Origin of the sequence: Abyssibacter sp. (genome assembly GCF_964229365.1) — a bacterium.
In the GTDB taxonomy this organism is placed as follows: Bacteria; Pseudomonadota; Gammaproteobacteria; order Nevskiales; family OUC007; genus Abyssibacter.
The window spans coordinates 1-17,215 of the sequence record NZ_CAXRDQ010000001.1 but is presented as its reverse complement, the minus strand read 5'-3'; the positions used below and the strand labels follow the sequence as shown (position 1 = coordinate 17,215).

At 59.2% G+C, this 17,215-nt stretch carries 13 protein-coding genes and 1 pseudogene; 10 read left to right on the top strand and 4 right to left on the bottom strand.

The genetic code is table 11. The features are described 5' to 3' along the window. Positions 1–57: 57 nt before the first annotated feature. Both ACE1EY_RS00070 and ACE1EY_RS00065 read right to left on the bottom strand, forming a co-directional pair. On the bottom strand, positions 58–705 hold the full coding sequence (locus tag ACE1EY_RS00070; protein WP_370299141.1) for a DUF502 domain-containing protein: 648 nt from the start codon (positions 703–705) through the stop codon (positions 58–60). Beyond that, complete coding sequence (locus tag ACE1EY_RS00065; protein ID WP_291514980.1) at positions 702–1,103, bottom strand: zinc ribbon domain-containing protein; 402 nt, start codon at positions 1,101–1,103, stop codon at positions 702–704. The genes ACE1EY_RS00070 and ACE1EY_RS00065 overlap by 4 nt, the downstream gene beginning before the upstream one ends. A gap of 195 nt (positions 1,104–1,298) precedes the next feature. Between ACE1EY_RS00065 and ACE1EY_RS00060 the strand changes: the two genes are divergently transcribed. The 10 genes from ACE1EY_RS00060 (at position 1,299) to ACE1EY_RS00015 (ending at position 16,768) form a co-directional block, all read left to right on the top strand. Then, the gene (locus tag ACE1EY_RS00060; RefSeq protein WP_370299140.1) at positions 1,299–2,495 is read left to right on the top strand and encodes a DUF1302 domain-containing protein; all 1,197 of its coding nucleotides are present in this window, start codon (positions 1,299–1,301) and stop codon (positions 2,493–2,495) included. Continuing rightward, positions 2,395–3,771 carry a DUF1302 family protein gene (locus tag ACE1EY_RS00055; protein ID WP_370299159.1) on the top strand — a complete coding sequence of 459 codons (1,377 nt, stop codon included), beginning with the start codon at positions 2,395–2,397 and terminating at the stop codon, positions 3,769–3,771. The genes ACE1EY_RS00060 and ACE1EY_RS00055 overlap by 101 nt, the downstream gene beginning before the upstream one ends. A gap of 230 nt (positions 3,772–4,001) precedes the next feature. Continuing rightward, the gene (locus ACE1EY_RS00050) at positions 4,002–6,473 is read left to right on the top strand and encodes a DUF1302 domain-containing protein (protein ID WP_370299139.1); all 2,472 of its coding nucleotides are present in this window, start codon (positions 4,002–4,004) and stop codon (positions 6,471–6,473) included. 108 nt (positions 6,474–6,581) lie between these two features. Continuing rightward, positions 6,582–7,925: a DUF1329 domain-containing protein gene (locus tag ACE1EY_RS00045; RefSeq protein WP_291515209.1), complete on the top strand. Its 1,344-nt coding sequence runs from the start codon at positions 6,582–6,584 to the stop codon at positions 7,923–7,925. A gap of 105 nt (positions 7,926–8,030) precedes the next feature. Continuing rightward, positions 8,031–9,041 (top strand): WD40/YVTN/BNR-like repeat-containing protein, encoded by a 1,011-nt coding sequence (locus ACE1EY_RS00040; RefSeq protein WP_370299138.1) that lies wholly within the window; start codon positions 8,031–8,033, stop codon positions 9,039–9,041. A 58-nt stretch (positions 9,042–9,099) separates the two neighbouring features. Beyond that, a complete protein-coding gene (locus tag ACE1EY_RS00035; protein WP_370299137.1) occupies positions 9,100–11,901 on the top strand; it encodes an RND family transporter in 2,802 nt (933 codons plus the stop codon). A gap of 198 nt (positions 11,902–12,099) precedes the next feature. Continuing rightward, positions 12,100–13,212: a GDP-mannose 4,6-dehydratase gene (gmd, locus tag ACE1EY_RS00030; protein ID WP_370299136.1), complete on the top strand. Its 1,113-nt coding sequence runs from the start codon at positions 12,100–12,102 to the stop codon at positions 13,210–13,212. A gap of 5 nt (positions 13,213–13,217) precedes the next feature. Next, positions 13,218–14,159, top strand: coding sequence for a GDP-L-fucose synthase family protein (locus ACE1EY_RS00025; RefSeq protein WP_370299135.1), 942 nt, complete (start codon positions 13,218–13,220; stop codon positions 14,157–14,159). Positions 14,160–14,450: 291 nt separating this feature from the next. Next, on the top strand, positions 14,451–15,791 hold the full coding sequence (locus ACE1EY_RS00020) for a UDP-glucose/GDP-mannose dehydrogenase family protein (RefSeq protein WP_370299134.1): 1,341 nt from the start codon (positions 14,451–14,453) through the stop codon (positions 15,789–15,791). A 143-nt stretch (positions 15,792–15,934) separates the two neighbouring features. Next, positions 15,935–16,768 (top strand): FkbM family methyltransferase, encoded by an 834-nt coding sequence (locus ACE1EY_RS00015; RefSeq protein WP_373928020.1) that lies wholly within the window; start codon positions 15,935–15,937, stop codon positions 16,766–16,768. Between the two features lie 27 nt (positions 16,769–16,795). Here the strand turns inward: ACE1EY_RS00015 and ACE1EY_RS00010 are convergent. Both ACE1EY_RS00010 and ACE1EY_RS00005 read right to left on the bottom strand, forming a co-directional pair. Then, positions 16,796–16,960, bottom strand: a pseudogene (locus tag ACE1EY_RS00010) (IS481 family transposase); the annotation flags it as partial. Continuing rightward, positions 16,957–17,215: IS3 family transposase (locus tag ACE1EY_RS00005; protein ID WP_370299131.1), on the bottom strand; the 259-nt coding region annotated here is incomplete at its 5' end. The pseudogene ACE1EY_RS00010 and the gene ACE1EY_RS00005, both read right to left, overlap by 4 nt.

Genomic DNA, 17,215 nt, shown 5'->3' with positions numbered 1-17,215 from the left:
TTGTCGGCGATGGCGACGCCCATGCGTCGGCAAGCCATCTTGAAAAGGTCGGCGATTCTACCGTTCAGGCCTTGCGGCGTCGATCGCGGCCACGGTTTGTGCCGTCACTTCGGGGCGCACAGCGCCCATCGAGATGATGAGCTGCAAGGCATCCTCCACCGGCATCTTCAGCCGGATCAGCTCGTCCTCGGCGGCCATCACCACAAAACCCGAGGTCGGATTCGGTGTCGTCGGGATATAGACCGTCGCCATCGACCGGCCCGTGTGTAAGTCCACCTCATCCGGCGCTTCGCCGGTGCGGAAACCAATGACCCACAATCCCGGCCGGGGATATTCCAACAGCAACACCTCACGAAACGCGTTGCCTTTCTCCGAGAACACCGTCTCGGCAACCCGTTTCATCGATTTGTAGATGCTCCGGACCAGCGGCAGACGGCCGACCAGAGACTCGCCAAAGCCCAGCAACCGCAATCCCAACCAGTTGGCCGCCAGCGCACCGGTTGCCAAGACAACGACCAGGCTGAACACGAGGCCCAGACCCGGCAGCTGGAACCCCAGCCAGCTTTCCGGCTGCCAGGCTGTCGGCATCCAGGCCACCGTGTGGTCCAGCAGGTCCAACAGAAACCGCACGGCGAAAATCGTCGTGACGATGGGCAGCCAAATGACGACCCCAGCCAGCAACCAGCGCTGGAACAGACGTTTCACGCCGAGGCGGTCGATGAGCCTGAAGATTGGGTACCGGACGATTTGGTGCCGGACGACTGGCTACTCGATGAGCTGCTGTCGGAGGACTTGGACGCGCTGCCGGCTGACGCCGACCCACCCGCCGAGTCCGTCTTTGCGGCGGGCGCCTTGTCCGCCGACTTGGCATCGGAATCACCACCCGATTTGGCCGAATCGCCGGCGAGATTGCGCTTGCCGGACGACTTGAAATCGGTCTCGTACCAGCCGGCGCCCTTCAGACGAAAGCCTGCCGCCGAAACCTTTTTCTGCAACGCAGCCGCCTCGCAGGACGGGCAATCGGTTAACGGGGCGTCGGACAGGCGCTGCAACGCCTCCAGCTCATGGCCGCAATCGCGGCAAACGTATTCGTAAATCGGCATCGATAGTTTCTCCGTGCCCACCGATGGGCGTCGGCAATATGGGGCTTTCTTCAGCCCATTCCAAGAGCGGCGTTGCTTGCCCGTCGGCGGGGACCGCAATACAGTCGCCTGAGCAGGGCATTAGAACGGCGTCAGACCGTCAGTCCTGAATAAAACCGGATCGTCACAGAACGCCGGAACAAAGAGGAGACAATAATGAGACAGGAATCACTGTCGATCAGGGGACGTGTCCGCGCAGCGGTCGGCGCGGGCATTTTGGCGCTTGCTGCCGCGCCACCGGCTGCGGCCTTGCAGTTCAATTTCGACGAGCTGTCCGCCACCATCAACACGTCCATGGAAATCGGGGCGCAGTGGCGCATGCAGGACCGGGACAGCCGGCTCGTCGGCAAAGCCAACCTGAACCCGGAGCTCTGCGCGATTTCCTCCTGCCAGGGTCACAGCAACGGCTTTGACGAAAACGGCAATCCGGAGCCCGGTCTGGGCGTCATCGGCGAGGGACCGGATCGCAACCAACGGGCGGTCGACGCCCCCGGCGTGTTCTCGATCAACCACGACGATGGCAATCTCAACTTCGACAAGTACGACGTCACCCAGGGCCTGGTCAAGATCGCGCAGGACATCACGCTGAACTTCGAGGCCTTCGACCTGGACTGGAAGTTCTTTGGCCGCTACTACGGCCACTATGACTTCGCCAACTACGACCGCCTCGAATACCACCCGAATCGCATTACGCAGAACGCCATCAACAACAACCCCGATTCCGGGCTTTACCCGGACGACGATCCGCCGAACCGGCGCCTGAGCGTCGGGGAGCCCGTGTTCGTGGAACGCAACGACCGCCAGCAGGAGCAGATCGGCCTGGGCTTTCAGGTTCTGGACTTCAACCTCAACACGCGACTGCCGTTCATCGGCGACCGTGATCTCGATGTCACCATCGGCCGGCAGCTGATCAACTGGGGCGAGTCCACCTACCTGGCTGTCGGCTCCCTCAACACATTTTCGTCGCTGGACGCCAATGCATTCATGCGCCCGGCCTACCTAAATGTGGAAGAAACCTTTCGTCCGCTGGGCGCAGTCTCGCTCAAAACCGACCTGACCTACGACATCGGCATTTCCGCCTGGTACGGCTACGAATGGGAACCGGCCCAGGTGCCGCCGCCCGGCTCGTTCTTCTCGTTCGTGGATCTGGATACACACAACTCCGCGAATTCCATCGCCATCAACTTCGGCAAGACCGGGGAAGACCGGGGAAGACCCCCAGATGCTTGCGCTGGGCAATCAAACCCTGCTGGTGGCCCTGGCCGAGACCGGCGCGACGGCGGAACTGCTCCCCCAGCGCGAAGCCCAGGATGGCGGCCAGTACGGCGTCGCGATGTCGTTTTATTTTCCTGACCTGTTCACCGGCACCGAGCTGAACCTGTACTACGCGCGCTACCACAGCCGCCTGCCCTTCCTGTCTGCCTATGCGGGGGAAATCGGCTGCCTGGAGAACACCGTGCCCAGTGGCAGCCAGCTTGCCGACACATTGGCGGTATTCACCGACTGCCCCACCGCGCATCTCGAGTCGGCGCTTTGGGCGATCCAGACCGGCGGCGACCCGGCCAATGACCCCAACGGGGGCCAGCCGGAGCAAGACACAGGACGGCAAACCAATCCCGATGGCTACTCGCAGCCGGGCGAAGGCGGCACCGCCTATCCGCTGGATACGGTGAAGTTCCAGCTCGAATATCCCGAAGACATCGATCTGTTCGGATTCTCGTTCAACACCGCAATCGGCGATGTATCGTTCCAGGGCGAGATGGTTTATCGACCGGAAGACCCCTTGCAGATTTCCACGGTGGACGTCGGCTTTTCGGCCCTGCAGACGGTGTTCCCGTCCGGGTGCACGGCTGATCCGTCGGTTTGCACACCCGGCAGCGCAGAGGACTTTCTCGATGTGTCGCTGCCAGGCCTCGGCACGACCGTCACCACGATCACCGGTCAGGCGTTCGTCGGCCCTTCGTTTCTGCTGAATTATCGCGGCGTGGACGCATGGTCCGGCGCCGACAATGGCCTGCAGCCCGGTGACTACATTCGCGGCTATGAACCTTTCCAAACCATTAACTGGATCTTCGGTGCCACCTACGTGCTCGGCCCCGGCAACTGGTTTGCCGCCGATCAGGTGATCTTTCTGCTGGAGTTGGGCGGTAGCCACATTCTCGATCTGCCGCCGTTGGAACAGCTGCAAATCGAGGCGCCGGGCCAGTACACCCACGCCTCGGCCGGGGCGGATGGCTCCGGTGCCGACGGCAACCTAGACGGCTTGGCAAACAGCGGCTGGGTCGGCCCCTCTGGCGCACGCTTCAATCCGCAACAGGCCGACCCCAGCCACTGGACCACACGCAACGCATTCGGCTACGACCTGATCGCAATCCTGCGCTATGAGTCGGTCTTTCCCGGCATCAGTTTCGAGCCGGTTGTCCTGATCAAGCACGATGTCGCCGGCACGTCGCCGGGGCCGGGCGAACGCTTTGTGCAAGGCCGCCAGCAGTATTCGGTCAACGTGGAGATGCGCGTGCGCAACGCGCTGTCGTTCACGGCGGGCTACCAGTGGTTCACGGGAGCGAAAGGCAACAACGTGCTCAGAGACCGCGATTTCGCTCAGCTCGGAGCGCGTTATCGGTTCTAGTCGGACCACCCACGGCCTCGACAGGGTTGAATACCGCTTGAGTCCCCGTGAACGTTCGTTTATGTTTAGCTCATTACCCGTCAATGCATTGAATTCTCGGTAAATTGACCGGTAGGTGGCACGCGGAAAACCAAGCATCCGCGTGTGGAGGACAATTGCACGGTCGCCGTTATCGGCGGCCGCATAACAACGCCACCGCAGGATGCGAGTGGTGACTGGAGACAACACGGATGGGCAAGCTGCAGATGCCGGCCGACGGGCGATCACGTCGGGTTGCGGCGGTCATTGCGGGAGTGGGCCTGTTGGCGGTTCTGACGCCAGCGTATGCGCTGAAAATCGATTTCGGCGACGTCACAGGGACCATCAACACCTCGGTCGAGCTCGGTGTGCAGTGGCGCATGCAGGATCGCGACAGCCGCCTGGTCGGCAAATCCAACCTCGATCCGGACCTGTGCGCGATCTCGTCTTGCCAGGGGCATAGCAATGGCTTTGATGAGAACGGCAATCCTGAACCGGGCTTGGGGGTCATCGGCGAGGGGCCTGCCCGCAACCAGCGCGCGGTCGAGGCGCCTGGCGTGTTCTCGGTGAATGCGGATGACGGCAACCTGAACTTCGACAAGTACGATGTCACCCAGGGGCTGTTCAAGTTCTCCCAAGATATTTCACTCGATTTCGACGCCTTCGGTCTGGACTGGGAGTTCTTCACCCGCTACTACGGCCACTACGACTTCGCGAACTATGATCGCGCCGAGTTTCATCCGAACGTCATTACAGAAAACACGATCGCCAACAATCCACACGCGGCGCCGCCCTTCGGCCCCGGTGGCACCGGCAATACCCGACTGAGCCGCGGCGAAGCGGTGTTCATCGAACGCAACGACAATCAGCAGGAAACGGTCGGGCTGGACATGGAGTTGCTGGATTTTCGCCTAGCGACCCGCCTGCCCTTCTTTGGTGACCGCGACCTCAACGTGACGGTTGGCCGGCAACTGATCAACTGGGGTGAATCCACCTACCTCGCGGTGGGCTCACTGAACAGCTTCGGCGCCCTGGATGCCAACGCCCTGAATCGCCCGGCCTTCCTCAATATCGACGAAGTGTTCAAGCCACTGGGCGCGGTGTCGTTCAAGACCGATCTGACCTACGACATCGGCATCTCTGGCTGGTACGGCTACGAATGGCAGCCGGTCGTGATTCCGCCGCCGGGCGCGTTTCTATCGTTCATCGACGCCGACACCAACAATTCCGCGGAGACCGTATCGATCGGATTCGGCAAGACACCAGAAGATCCGAACTCGCTGGCCATCGCCAACCAGGGCCTGCTGTCCGCACTGGCAGAAACCAGCCTGACCGCGGAACTGCTGCCGCAGAAAGAGGCCAAGGACACCGGTCAATACGGCCTCTCGTTGTCGATGTACCTCCCCGACCTGCTGACCGGCACGGAACTGAACTTCTACTTTGCGAACTACCACAGCCGCCTGCCGTACCTGTCGTCCTATGCGGGCAATGTCGGCTGCCTGGAAGATCTGGTGCCGTCCGGCTCACAGATTACCGACACCCTGGGCTTTCTGACCGCTTGCCCCGGCACCTCGCTGGACGCGGCCTTGTGGGCGATCACCTATCAGGGTGATCCGGACCGCGACCCGAACGGCGGCCCGGCAGAGCAGGACACGGGCCGTTCCACGAACCCGGCCACCTATTCCCAGCCGGGCATTGGCGGCACCGCGTACCCGCTGGATACGGTGAAGTTCCAGCTGGAGTACCCGGAAGACATCAAGCTGTTCGGCATGTCGTTCAACACGGCCGTCGGTGAGGTCTCGCTGCAGGGTGAATTCGTCTATCGCCCGAACGACCCGCTGCAAGTCTCGCTGATCGATGTCGGATTCTCGGCGTTGGCGACACCCTTCCCAACGGGCTGCTCAGCCGATCCGACGCAATGCACGCCCGGTGGGCAGGAAGATTTCCTGGATGTGTCGCTGCCCGGCATCGGCACCACGGTCACGACGATCACCGGGCAGGAGTTCGTCGGCCCGTCCTACCTGCTGGACTACCGCGGCGTCAGTGGCTACTCGGGCGCCGAAAATGGCCTGCAACCGGGTGATTACATTCGCGGTTACGAAGAGTTCCAGACCGTGAACTGGATTCTCGGCGCGACCTACATCCTGGGGCCGGAGAACTGGGTTGGCGCCGACCAGATCATCTTCCTGTTCGAACTGGGCGGCACGCACATTCTCGACCTGCCAGATCTGGCAGAACTGCAGATCGAAGGGCCGGGCCAGTACACCCATGCTTCAGCCGGTGCGGACGGCTCGGGTGCGGACGGAAATCTGGACGGACTCGCCAACAGTGGCTGGGTTGGGCCATCCGGTGCACGCTTCAATCCGCAGCAGGCCAATCCCGATTACTGGACCACCGCCAACTCGTTCGGCTACGACCTGATCGCCATCGTGCGCTATGAAAGCGTGTTCCCTGGCATCAGCTTCGAGCCGGTGTTCCTGATCAAACACGATGTGTACGGTATCTCCCCCGGCCCCGGCGAGCGCTTCGTGCAAGGGCGCCAGCAGTATTCGCTCAACATCGAGATGCGCGTGAAGAACGCGCTGTCGTTCACCGCTGGATATCAGTGGTATACAGGAGCCAAAGAAAACAACGTACTGCGCGACCGGGACTTCGCCCAGATGGGCGTGCGCTACCGGTTCTGATGGCCTGCGAATGCATCCGAAACCACTGCCCGGGCCGAAGCAGTCTAGAAAGTTGACAAGCGTCGCGTTTGCCGCGACGCCCACGAATTCATTTGGAGGATCAATCTGATGCGAACCACACCTTTCCTACTCGCAGGCGCCCTGAGCGTGGCGGCCTTCCCCGTGCTTGCCAAGGTGTCGGCCGAAGAGGCCGCCAAGCTCGGCGCGGAACTCACCCCCATCGGAGCCGAGAAGGCCGGCAATGCCGACGGCACGATTCCGGCCTGGGACGGCGGCCTGCCCAAGCTGGATATTTCGGAGCCCACGCACTGGGATGACCCGTTTGCTGATGACGAGATCAAGTTCACGATCACCAAGGACAATATCGACCAGTACAAGGACAAGTTGACGGTTGGTCATCTGGCCTTGTTCAACGCCTACGGCGACACGTACAAGATGAACGTGTACCCGACGCGTCGTAGCTCGGGCTTCCCGGAGGAGTACTACGAGTACACCAAAAAGAATGCGACCAACGCATCGCTGGAAGGCACCGACCTTCTGCTGGGCGCAGAGGTGGGTTTCCCCTTCCCCATTCCGAAAAACGGCGCTGAGGTCATCTGGAACCACCGCCTGAAATATCGCGGCAAGGCTCAGCAGCGTTTCAACAACCAGTTCATCGTGCTGCCGGACGGCTCTTACACCCAGTCCACGCTCCGCGAAGATGTGCTCTTCCCGTACGCCAACCTCACAGAAGACCACGTTCCGATCAACGACAAGGACGACATCACGATCTACTACGTGGCCGAGATCCTGTCGCCGCCGCGTAACGCCGGCCTGTTCCTGATGGCCTGGGAGCACGTGGACTACCGCAGCGCCTGGCTGTACCCGCCAGCCCTGCGCCGCGTGCGTCGTGCACCGTCGGTTGCCTACGACAATCCGTACGAAGGCACGGATGGCAATCAGTTCTACGACCAGGTCGACATGTACAACGGCGCCCTGGATCGCTTCACCTGGAAGCTGATCGGCAAGAAGGAAATGTACATCCCGGTCAATTCCTTCGCGATGAACAAGTCCGACGTGAAGTACGACGACGTGATCGGCAAGAGTCACATCAACCAGGATCTGCCGCGCTATGAGCTACGCCGCGTATGGGTGGTGGAAGCCGACCTGAAGGATGGCACGACCCACAAGTTCGGCAAGCGCCGCTTTTATGTGGATGAGGACAGCTGGAACATCGTGGCGGTTGACTGCTACGACACCCGCGGCAACCTGTGGAAGGTGCAGGAAGGCCACCTGATCGTGGAACGTGGACTGCCGGCCTCGACGACGGTGCCCGAGATCATCTACGACCTGCAGGCGCGTTCGTATTTCGCCACCGCCCTGCGCTCTGAAGACGAGGCGAATAACCAGTTCGTCGATTACGACACGCGCTTCTTTGACCCGCGCGAACTCAAGCGTCGCGCCACCCGCTAACCGCGCACGACACCAACTGGGTGGCGCGAGCCTAGCCTCGCGCCACCCGTCTGTCGCTCATCGCAGCGGCCCCCTGCCCCACGACGAGTCAAAGGGAGAGTGACCATGCGCAGCGTCTGGCTAGCCGCCGCATTTCCGCTTGCCCTGGCTGGCGCCGCCTTCGCCGCGCCCCAGGACGATCCGATTCAGCCCCATCCGTCAATGCTGTCCGACTTGTCGGAGGACAGCATCGTCACCGACCTCGCACAGGCCGGCGACCATGTCATCGCAGTCGGTGAGCGCGGCCATGTCATGCGTTCGCCCGACGGTGAGAACTGGACGCAGGTCCAGGTTCCGGTGTCGGTGATGCTCAACCGGGTGCACTTCGTGGATGACCAGACCGGCTGGATCGGCGGGCACGATGCCACCGTGCTCAAGACCACGGATGGCGGACAAAGCTGGTCGCTACAGAACTACCAACCGGAGTTGGAGCAGGCCATTTACGACCTGCACTTCTTCGACGCACAACGCGGTTTGGCCGTGGGCGCCTACGACTTGTTCTGGCGCACCGACGACGGTGGCGACAGTTGGGAACCGGTGGATTCGCCGGTCGGACAGGGCGAGTTGCACCACTACTCCATCACCGAGCTCGCGGACGGCACGCTACTCATCGCCGGCGAACGCAGCATGCTTGCCCGCTCGACGGATCAGGGCCTGACCTGGGAGCGCGTTGCCAGCCCATATTTCGGCTCATATTTCGGCGCGCTGCCTTACGGTGACGCCGGCGCCATCATTTTTGGCCTGCGTGGCAACGTCTACCGCCTGGAAAATGTCGCCGCGTTGCCGACGCTGGAATTCGACGAATACGGGGAGTACCCGCTGGGGGACATCCCGGAAGACGCCGTCACGCAATTGACCTTTGACGGCAACGATTCGCTGTTCAACGGCATCGTCACAAACAGCGGCGCTTACCTGGTCGGCGTTAACGGCGCCATCGTGCGCTACACGGACGGCGAGTCCGAGTTGACCCGGATCCCCGGCGGGGGCGCCTCGGCACTGGGCGACGTCGATCGCCTGGACGATACCCTCGTGCTTGGCGGGGAAACAGGATTGAACCACTTGGCCATCGGACGCTGAAGTCCGCATTAGCTTGGGCGCGCTTTCGCAGCAGCGCCGATAAAGGGAGTTTGTAGATATGGCAGGCACTTCAGCGTCAACCGGCGCGTGGACCCAACGGATCCTCGGCGTCGTCGAACCACTGATTTATGGCAAGCGCTGGATAGGGATTCTCTGGCTCACGGTCCTCACGGTCATTCTCGGGTATCAGGCTGCCCAGCTCGAACCGGATGCCGGGTTCGAGAAGTCGATTCCGCTCGAACACCCCTACATGAACGTGTTCAAGCAGTATCAGTCGGAATTCGGCGGTGCGAACACCGTGCTGGTGGCGCTGCTGCAAAAGGACGGCAGCGACATCTACAACGAAGAGTTTCTGCAAAAACTCAAGTTCGTCACCGATGAGGTGTTCTACGTACCGGGCAACGACCGCCGGCGTGTCACATCGCTGTTCACTCGCAACGTTCGCTACATCGAGGTCGTGGAAGGCGGACTGTCCGGCGCCAACGTGGTGCCGGCGGATTACCGGCCGGACCAGACAAACTTCGATCTGATCCGTATCAACGTCGGCAAGGCTGACATCATCGGTCGGCTGGTCACCGAGGACGAATCCGGCGCGCTGGTACAGACCGAGTTGCTGGAGTTCGATCCGCGCACCGGCGAAAAGCTGGATTACCGCGCGGTCGCCGCCGAACTGGAGCGTATTCGCGGCTCCATTAACAGCCCGCGCAAGTGGGAGTTCCGCCTGAAGGAAGCCGTCGAGCAGGAAAGCGCCGGCGCCGTCGTGGCAACCCAGTTCAGCGAGCCTGGCCGGCTGGACCGCTGGTTTGGCAAGACATCGGTCAAGACCGAGAACGAAAGCGGTGTACCGATCACCGTCGAGGTTCCCAATCGCGAACTCGAAATCGTCGAGCTGGAGAACGACAATTACTCGGAATCGGTATCGGTCCACATCATCGGCTTCGCCAAGATCATTGGCGATGTGACCGACGCCACGCTGGAAGTGGTGGGCTTCTTCCTGCTGACCTTGCTGATGACGTTCGTGCTGTTGTGGCTCTACACGTCATCACTCAAGCTCGCCTTCCTGCCCCTGGCCTGCTCGGTCGTTGCGGTCATCTGGGAATTCGGCCTGCTGACCACGGCCGGCTACGGGCTCGATCCGTTCGCGATCCTCGTGCCCTTCCTGGTGCTGTCGGTGTCGGTCTCCCACGGCGTGCAGTACGTGAATGCCTGGGTGGATGAAATCGCGGCTGGCCGCAACAGCCACGACGCATCGCTGGAAACCTTCCGCCGCCTTGCGATTCCGGGCACCACCGCGCTGATCACCGACGTGGCCGGGTTTGCGACCATCTACCTGATCCCCATCGACATCATCCGGGAGATGTCGTTGAACGCGGCCTTCGGCGTCGCGTCGATCATCATTACCAACAAGGTGATGATGCCGATCTGGCTGACGTACATATCGATCGGCGATGTCGACAAGTTCCAGGCCAAGCAGGCAAAGAAGGAAGCCATGCTCGCCGGGCTATTCCGCTTCATGGCGAAGATCACGCGCCGCGGCCCGGCGATTGTCACCCTGTTGATCTGCGCCGTATTGCTTGCATTCTCGCTCTACAAATACCCGGATCTCCAGGTCGGCGACGCGCAAAAGGGCGTGCCCGAGCTGCGGCCTGATTCACGCTACAACATGGATTCCGCCGCAATCGTCGAGAACTTCGACCTGGGTGTCGACATCCTCAAGGTTGTGGCCGAAACCGAACCGGAGGCGTGCCGCTTCTACCACACGATGGAACAGGTGGATCGCTTCCTGTGGACCATGCAGAACACCGACGGCGTGCAAACCGCCCTGGGGCTGCCGACCTACATGAAACTGGTCTATTCAGGGTTTAATGAAGGCCACATCAACGCCCGCATCCTGCCCCGCAACCCCAATGCGATGGCCTTGTTGCTGTCGCAGTTCCCATCGTCCACGGGCCTGCTGAACAACGATTGTTCCGCGATGGCGATGTTCGTGTTCACCGAAGACCACCGCGCCGGCACCATCAAGCACATCGTCGAACAGGTCGACGCCTTCAACGCCGAAAACGCCGAGCGCTTCGCCAACGATCATCCCGATACCAACCTCGAGGTCTGCGCGGACAAAACCGCATTAATCCGCCAGGCCGGCCAGACCGCCCTCGATCTCAAGCAGCGTAATGATCGCCTGGTCGCGCTGGATGCCAACAGCGAGGAGGCGCTGCGACTCAAAGCAGAGGCAGCCGACTTGCAGGAAAAGCTGAGCTCCGAACAGGATGAGATCCGTGCGATCGACTCCCCCTGCCCCGTCAACTTCGCGCTAGCCACGGGCAATGTCGGAGTGATGGCCGCGACCAACGAGGTCGTAGAGGCACAGGAGCTGCAAGTCGTATTCTGGGTCTACGTTGTGGTCATTCTGTTCCTGTGGCTCAGCTTTCGGACGCTCTCCGGCGTGATCTGCGTCGTCGCGCCGCTGTCGCTGGTCTCCATCATGGCCTACGCCGTCATGGCCATGACCGACATCGGCCTCAAGGTCGCCACCCTGCCCGTCGTAGCGCTCGCCGTAGGCATCGGCGTGGACTACGGCATCTACGTCTACGCCACGTTGGTCGACGGCATCGAACGCGGTCTGACGCTGGAAGAAGCCATGTTCGAAACACTGAACAAGACCGGCAAGGCCGTGCTGTTCACCGGCGTGGCACTCGGCGTGGGGGTTGGCACCTGGCTCTTCTCCGCCCTCCAGTTCCAGGCGGACATGGGCCTGCTGCTGGTGTTCATGTTCACTGCGAACATGTTCGGGGCCATTCTCGTGCTGCCGGCGCTGGCGAGATTTTTGACCAGGCGGTCGGATGGGTCAAGGCCCGCATAGCCGAGGTCGCTGACGCGAAAACGGCGTGACCTGAGTCACGCCGTTTTCTTTGGGGGGTCCGAAACGGCCTCCCGGCCTGCTAGACTCCGGCCCGGTTATTGCACTGCAACGACGCAGTGATCCAGGTCCGCCACCGCGCCGTTTCCCGGCGCTCACCAGCTGCGGACATATCGATCAAGCGCAACGGATAAGAGCGTAGTGAAAAAAGCATTGATTACCGGCGTCACGGGGCAAGATGGCGCCTACCTGGCTGAGCTATTGTTGGAAAAGGGGTACGAAGTTCACGGCATTAAGCGCCGCGCCTCTTTGTTCAACACGGACCGAATCGACCATCTGTATCAGGACCCACACGAAAGCGACCGCCGCTTCGTGCTGCACTACGGCGATCTGACCGACTCCACGAACCTCATCCGCATCGTTCAACAGATTGAACCGGACGAAATCTACAACCTCGGCGCACAATCCCATGTCGCCGTGTCTTTCGACAGCCCCGAGTACACCGCCAATGGCGATGCACTTGGCACACTGCGACTGCTCGAGGCGATCCGGATTCTGGGACTGACCGACAAAACCAAGTTTTATCAGGCCTCCACGTCTGAACTGTACGGGCTGGTGCAGGAGATCCCGCAGAAGGAAACCACCCCGTTCTACCCGCGGTCGCCCTACGCGGTCGCCAAGCTCTACGGGTACTGGATCACGGTGAATTACCGTGAGAGCTACGGGATGTACGCCTGCAATGGCATCCTGTTCAACCACGAGTCGCCGATTCGCGGTGAAACCTTCGTGACCCGCAAGATCACGCGCGCTATCGCGCGTATTGCCCTCGGGCTTCAGGACAAGTTGCATCTAGGCAACATGGATGCTCTGCGCGACTGGGGGCATGCCAAGGACTACGTGGAAATGCAGTGGATGATGCTGCAGCAGGACACGCCGGAGGATTTCGTCATCGCCACCGGTGAACAGCATTCCGTTCGCGAATTTGTCCAACGCTCGGCGGCCGAACTGGGCATGGAGATCACGTTCTCTGGTGAAGGCGTCGACGAAGTCGGCACCGTCACCGGCGTGAGTAATCCGGAATTGACGGTCCAGCCGGGCCAGCAAATCGTCGGTGTCGATCCACGCTATTTCCGCCCTGCCGAAGTCGAGACCCTGCTGGGTGACCCGACCAAGGCCAAGGAGAAACTGGGATGGGTGCCGAAGATCACGTTTGAGGAACTCGTGAAAGACATGATCACGTCTGACTTCGAGCACGCCAAGCGTGACCGGCTGGTGACCGAAGCCGGCTACCGCGCCTTTGACTACAACGAGTAAACGCGGTGACTCCAGACTCCAAGATCTATGTCGCCGGCCATCGCGGGCTGGCTGGCTCCGCGATCGTTCGGGCGCTCGGACGCAAGGGTTACCAGAATCTCATCACCCGCAGTCACCGCGAACTAGACCTGACCGACCAAGTTGCTGTGCAGTCATTTTTCGCGGCAGAGCAACCCAGCCACGTCATCCTCGCGGCGGCCAAGGTCGGAGGCATCCATGCCAACGACACCTACCCAGCGGAGTTCATTCGCGACAATTTGGCCATCCAGACCAATGTGATTCACTCGGCTTGGCAGGCCGGCGTTGAAAAACTGGTCTTTCTCGGCTCGTCCTGCATCTACCCCAAATTCGCTGAGCAGCCTATGCGGGAAGACTCGCTACTCACGGGGACCCTGGAGGCCACCAATGAGTGGTATGCCATTGCCAAGATTGCAGGCATCAAGATGTGCCAAGCCTACCGCAAACAGTACGGATTCGATGCCATCTCGCTAATGCCGACCAATCTGTATGGTCCAGGCGACAACTTTCATCTTGAGAATTCACACGTACTCCCGGCCCTGCTGCGCAAGTTTCACGAAGCGAAACTCAGTAACGCACCGCAGGTCGTGATGTGGGGGACGGGCTCCCCAAAACGCGAGTTCCTACATGTTGACGACTTGGGTGACGCCGTTGTGCACCTGACTGAAACCTACTCGGATTCGGAGATCGTCAATGTCGGAGTGGGAACGGACGTTTCTATCCGCGAACTTGCCGAGTTGATCAAGGACGTCGTTGGCTACGAGGGTGAGATTACCAACGACACCACCAAGCCTGACGGCACACCGAGAAAGCTGATGGATATATCGCGCCTCGACAGGCTCGGATGGAGCGCCGCAACGACTTTACGGGAAGGCGTAGAAAGCACCTACTCGTGGTTCTTAGCAAATGAAGAAAGCATGCGTGCGTAGAACCCCGGGATGGTTGAAAAGGACTACTTCTCCGAAGGAGTTCTGGCAAAAACTATGCTGAACGCGACCACTTCGCACCATACACAGCCACTCGCCAGCGGGGACAGCTATTGATCAGCTCAGGTAGTCTGACATCGCCACTTGGCGCCAGCCCCGCGGTGCGCTTCCAGCGACTACAACCCACGAAAAAGTTCGGCAAAGCATTCTGAGTAGAATAATGACCTCTTCGCAATCGGAACCCGCTGCAGGCAACGTTACGCAGCCAAGAACAACCACTCGGTAAGCATTCTAGTGAACATCAGCATATTTGGCTCAGGCTACGTTGGCCTGGTAACCGCAGCCTGTTTCGCCGAAGCCGGCAATGAAGTGGTCTGCGTCGATATCGATGACGCCAGAATCCAAAAGCTAAGCAGCGGTCACTGCCCCTTCTACGAACCAGGGATGGACGAATTACTTGCGCGCAATGTCAAAGCAGGCCGTCTGCAGTTTACGACCGACGCCAAGGCAGCCGTTGAGCACGGCCTGTTCATCATGATCGCAGTCGGCACACCGCCAGACGAAGATGGGTCAGCAGATCTACGACATGTCCTAACGGTTGCGCGCACGTTGGGTGAACATATGCGCGAGTACAAGGTGGTAATCACCAAGTCCACCGTGCCTGTTGGTTCTTCAGAAGCGGTGCGCCTCGCGGTCCAAGAGAAACTGCAAGCAAGAGGAGCGAACGTTGAATTCGATGTCGTCTCGAACCCCGAGTTCCTCAAGGAAGGCAGCGCTGTCGAGGATTTCATGAAACCGGACCGGACCATTGTCGGCGTCGACAACCCGCGAACCGGAGAATTGATGCGCGCCCTTTACGCACCATTCAATCGGTCGCGCGACCGCGTCATTGTGATGGATATTGCCTCATCCGAACTGACCAAGTACGCCGCTAACGCGATGCTCGCAACCAAAATCAGCTTCATGAACGAACTGTCCAATTTGGCTGATCGCGTAGGCGCGGATATCGATGCAGTGAGGCGCGGTATCGGCTCAGACCCCCGCATCGGATACAAATTTATCTATCCTGGTGCAGGGTATGGCGGCTCGTGTTTCCCAAAAGATATCTCGGCCCTATCCAAAATCGGTCAGCAGGTCGACTATGAGATGGAGCTGACCAATGCCGTAAACAACGTAAACGCACGGCAAAAAGAGGTTCTCTTCGACAAGATCTTGCGCCACTTTGGTGACGTGAACGGCATGACGTTTGCAATTTGGGGGCTAGCCTTTAAACCCAACACCGACGACGTACGAGAAGCACCTGCACGCGCACTAATTGAGGCGCTCTGGAACTGTGGCGCTTCGGTCCGCGTACATGACCCCCAAGCCATGAAATCAATCGAAGCCATCTACGGCCGACTTGAAAAACTCGTTTACTGCGAGTCACCAATGGATGCGGCAAATAACGCCGACGCATTGGCAATCCTTACAGAATGGAAGGTTTACCACAGCCCCGACCTCTCTTCCTTATTCGAAGCCCTCAAGAAAAAAGTGATATTTGATGGACGAAACTTGTTTGATCCGAAATTAGTTTCAAGCTTTGGCTTAACTTACTACAGCATTGGCCGTCCCGTCGCCACTGCGCTGCCTGAATGAGTGGACTAGAGTTACGCGCAAATCCACCGGCGATAGTAAATAGTTAGCGCACCGCTAAAAATCCACGAAACCATTTATTTTTTTCAGCTGCGGATTATTTCAACCCCCGCAGACCTGAGAACCCACCTCTTTCGATAATTAATATGCACCCGAAAAAGCTATTAAAAAAAATCTACATGAAAGGCTGGACTCGAGCACATGGACGGAGAAACATTCACATGCCCCCGGGCTCCGCCACGTTAGAAAAAATTCCTTTCACAGGGCACTCTATTTTTGTCCGCCCCTCGATGTCTGACATGGCTCGAGTTAATGAACTTGTCAGGGGTATTTATTTTCGAGATAGCTACCTGCATCAAGAGTTAAAAAGGCGCCAGCCCTCCACGCTCTTGGATGTGGGTGCGAATATTGGCTCATCTTCTCTTTCGCTGGTTTGCGAATTCCCTACCATTAAGAAAGTATATGGCATAGAAGCTGAAGAATATAATTATGGCGTCCTTAAGAAGAATTACGAATTTTGGTCATGCGAACTGAATGAAGTTGAATTCAACGGCCTGCATGGGGTTGCAACGGCATCTAGCGAAGACCGAGTATCCTCACAAGCCCCACTGCACTCAAGCAACCCGCGTCTCTCTGCGTCCGGGACTTTCCGTTTCGGCCCATCTGGACCTGAGAGCGAGCAGACCGAGTCCTCAGAAATAAATCACACAATCTCTTTGAACGATCTTGTCGATAGAATCCCAAAATCAGAGCATATTATTTGCAAGATTGACATAGAGGGTGGCGAAGAACATCTTTTTTCCAAGAACACTGAATGGCTGTCCAGAATTTCTTACATCACGTTAGAAATACACGACAGATTCCATCCAGATCTTGTTAATTCATCAAGGCCACTCTTACAAGCTTTGCTTCAATACAATTTCGCCATCGTCCCCGAACAAGACGTACTGCATTGCTATTCGAGAACACTGTTCAATTAGAGATGGATTGGTGACGTCCCGCCGTGTTCAGTAGCTGTCGGGTCCCGGAAGATTCCGTACATTTCGCCGAAAAAGTTGAGGGTGTGATTGTGCCCACTTTTTCATCGCCTGTATCGGTGAATGGTGTTTGAGCGCCTTCTGAGGCAGGTGATGGTTGTACAGCCACACGTAGCGTTTGAGCGTGGTCTCTAAGTGTCGGGTCCCGGAAGATTCCGTACATTTCGCCGAAAAAGTTGAGGGTGTGATTGTGCCCACTGTTTCATCGCCTGTATCGGTGCTTGGTGTTTGAGCGCCTTCTGAGGCAGATGATGGTTGTACAGCCACACGTAGCGTTTGAGCGTGGTCTCTAAGTCATCGCGGCTTTCAAAGTGGTGCGTGCGCAGAATCTCGGCAATGTGAACCGCCCCGGATTTCTCGGAGGCTCCAATTCTTGAGAGGATGGAGCGA

Excerpts from the sequence above, each read along its gene's own strand:
- ACE1EY_RS00015 (WP_373928020.1), top strand. The coding sequence starts at position 15,935 with ATGCACCCGAAAAAGCTATTAAAAAAAATCTACATGAAAGGCTGGACT.
- ACE1EY_RS00065 (WP_291514980.1), bottom strand. The coding sequence starts at position 1,103 with ATGCCGATTTACGAATACGTTTGCCGCGATTGCGGCCATGAGCTGGAG.
- ACE1EY_RS00045 (WP_291515209.1), top strand. The coding sequence starts at position 6,582 with ATGCGAACCACACCTTTCCTACTCGCAGGCGCCCTGAGCGTGGCGGCC.
- ACE1EY_RS00060 (WP_370299140.1), top strand. The coding sequence starts at position 1,299 with ATGAGACAGGAATCACTGTCGATCAGGGGACGTGTCCGCGCAGCGGTC.
- ACE1EY_RS00040 (WP_370299138.1), top strand. The coding sequence starts at position 8,031 with ATGCGCAGCGTCTGGCTAGCCGCCGCATTTCCGCTTGCCCTGGCTGGC.
- ACE1EY_RS00050 (WP_370299139.1), top strand. The coding sequence starts at position 4,002 with ATGGGCAAGCTGCAGATGCCGGCCGACGGGCGATCACGTCGGGTTGCG.
- ACE1EY_RS00035 (WP_370299137.1), top strand. The coding sequence starts at position 9,100 with ATGGCAGGCACTTCAGCGTCAACCGGCGCGTGGACCCAACGGATCCTC.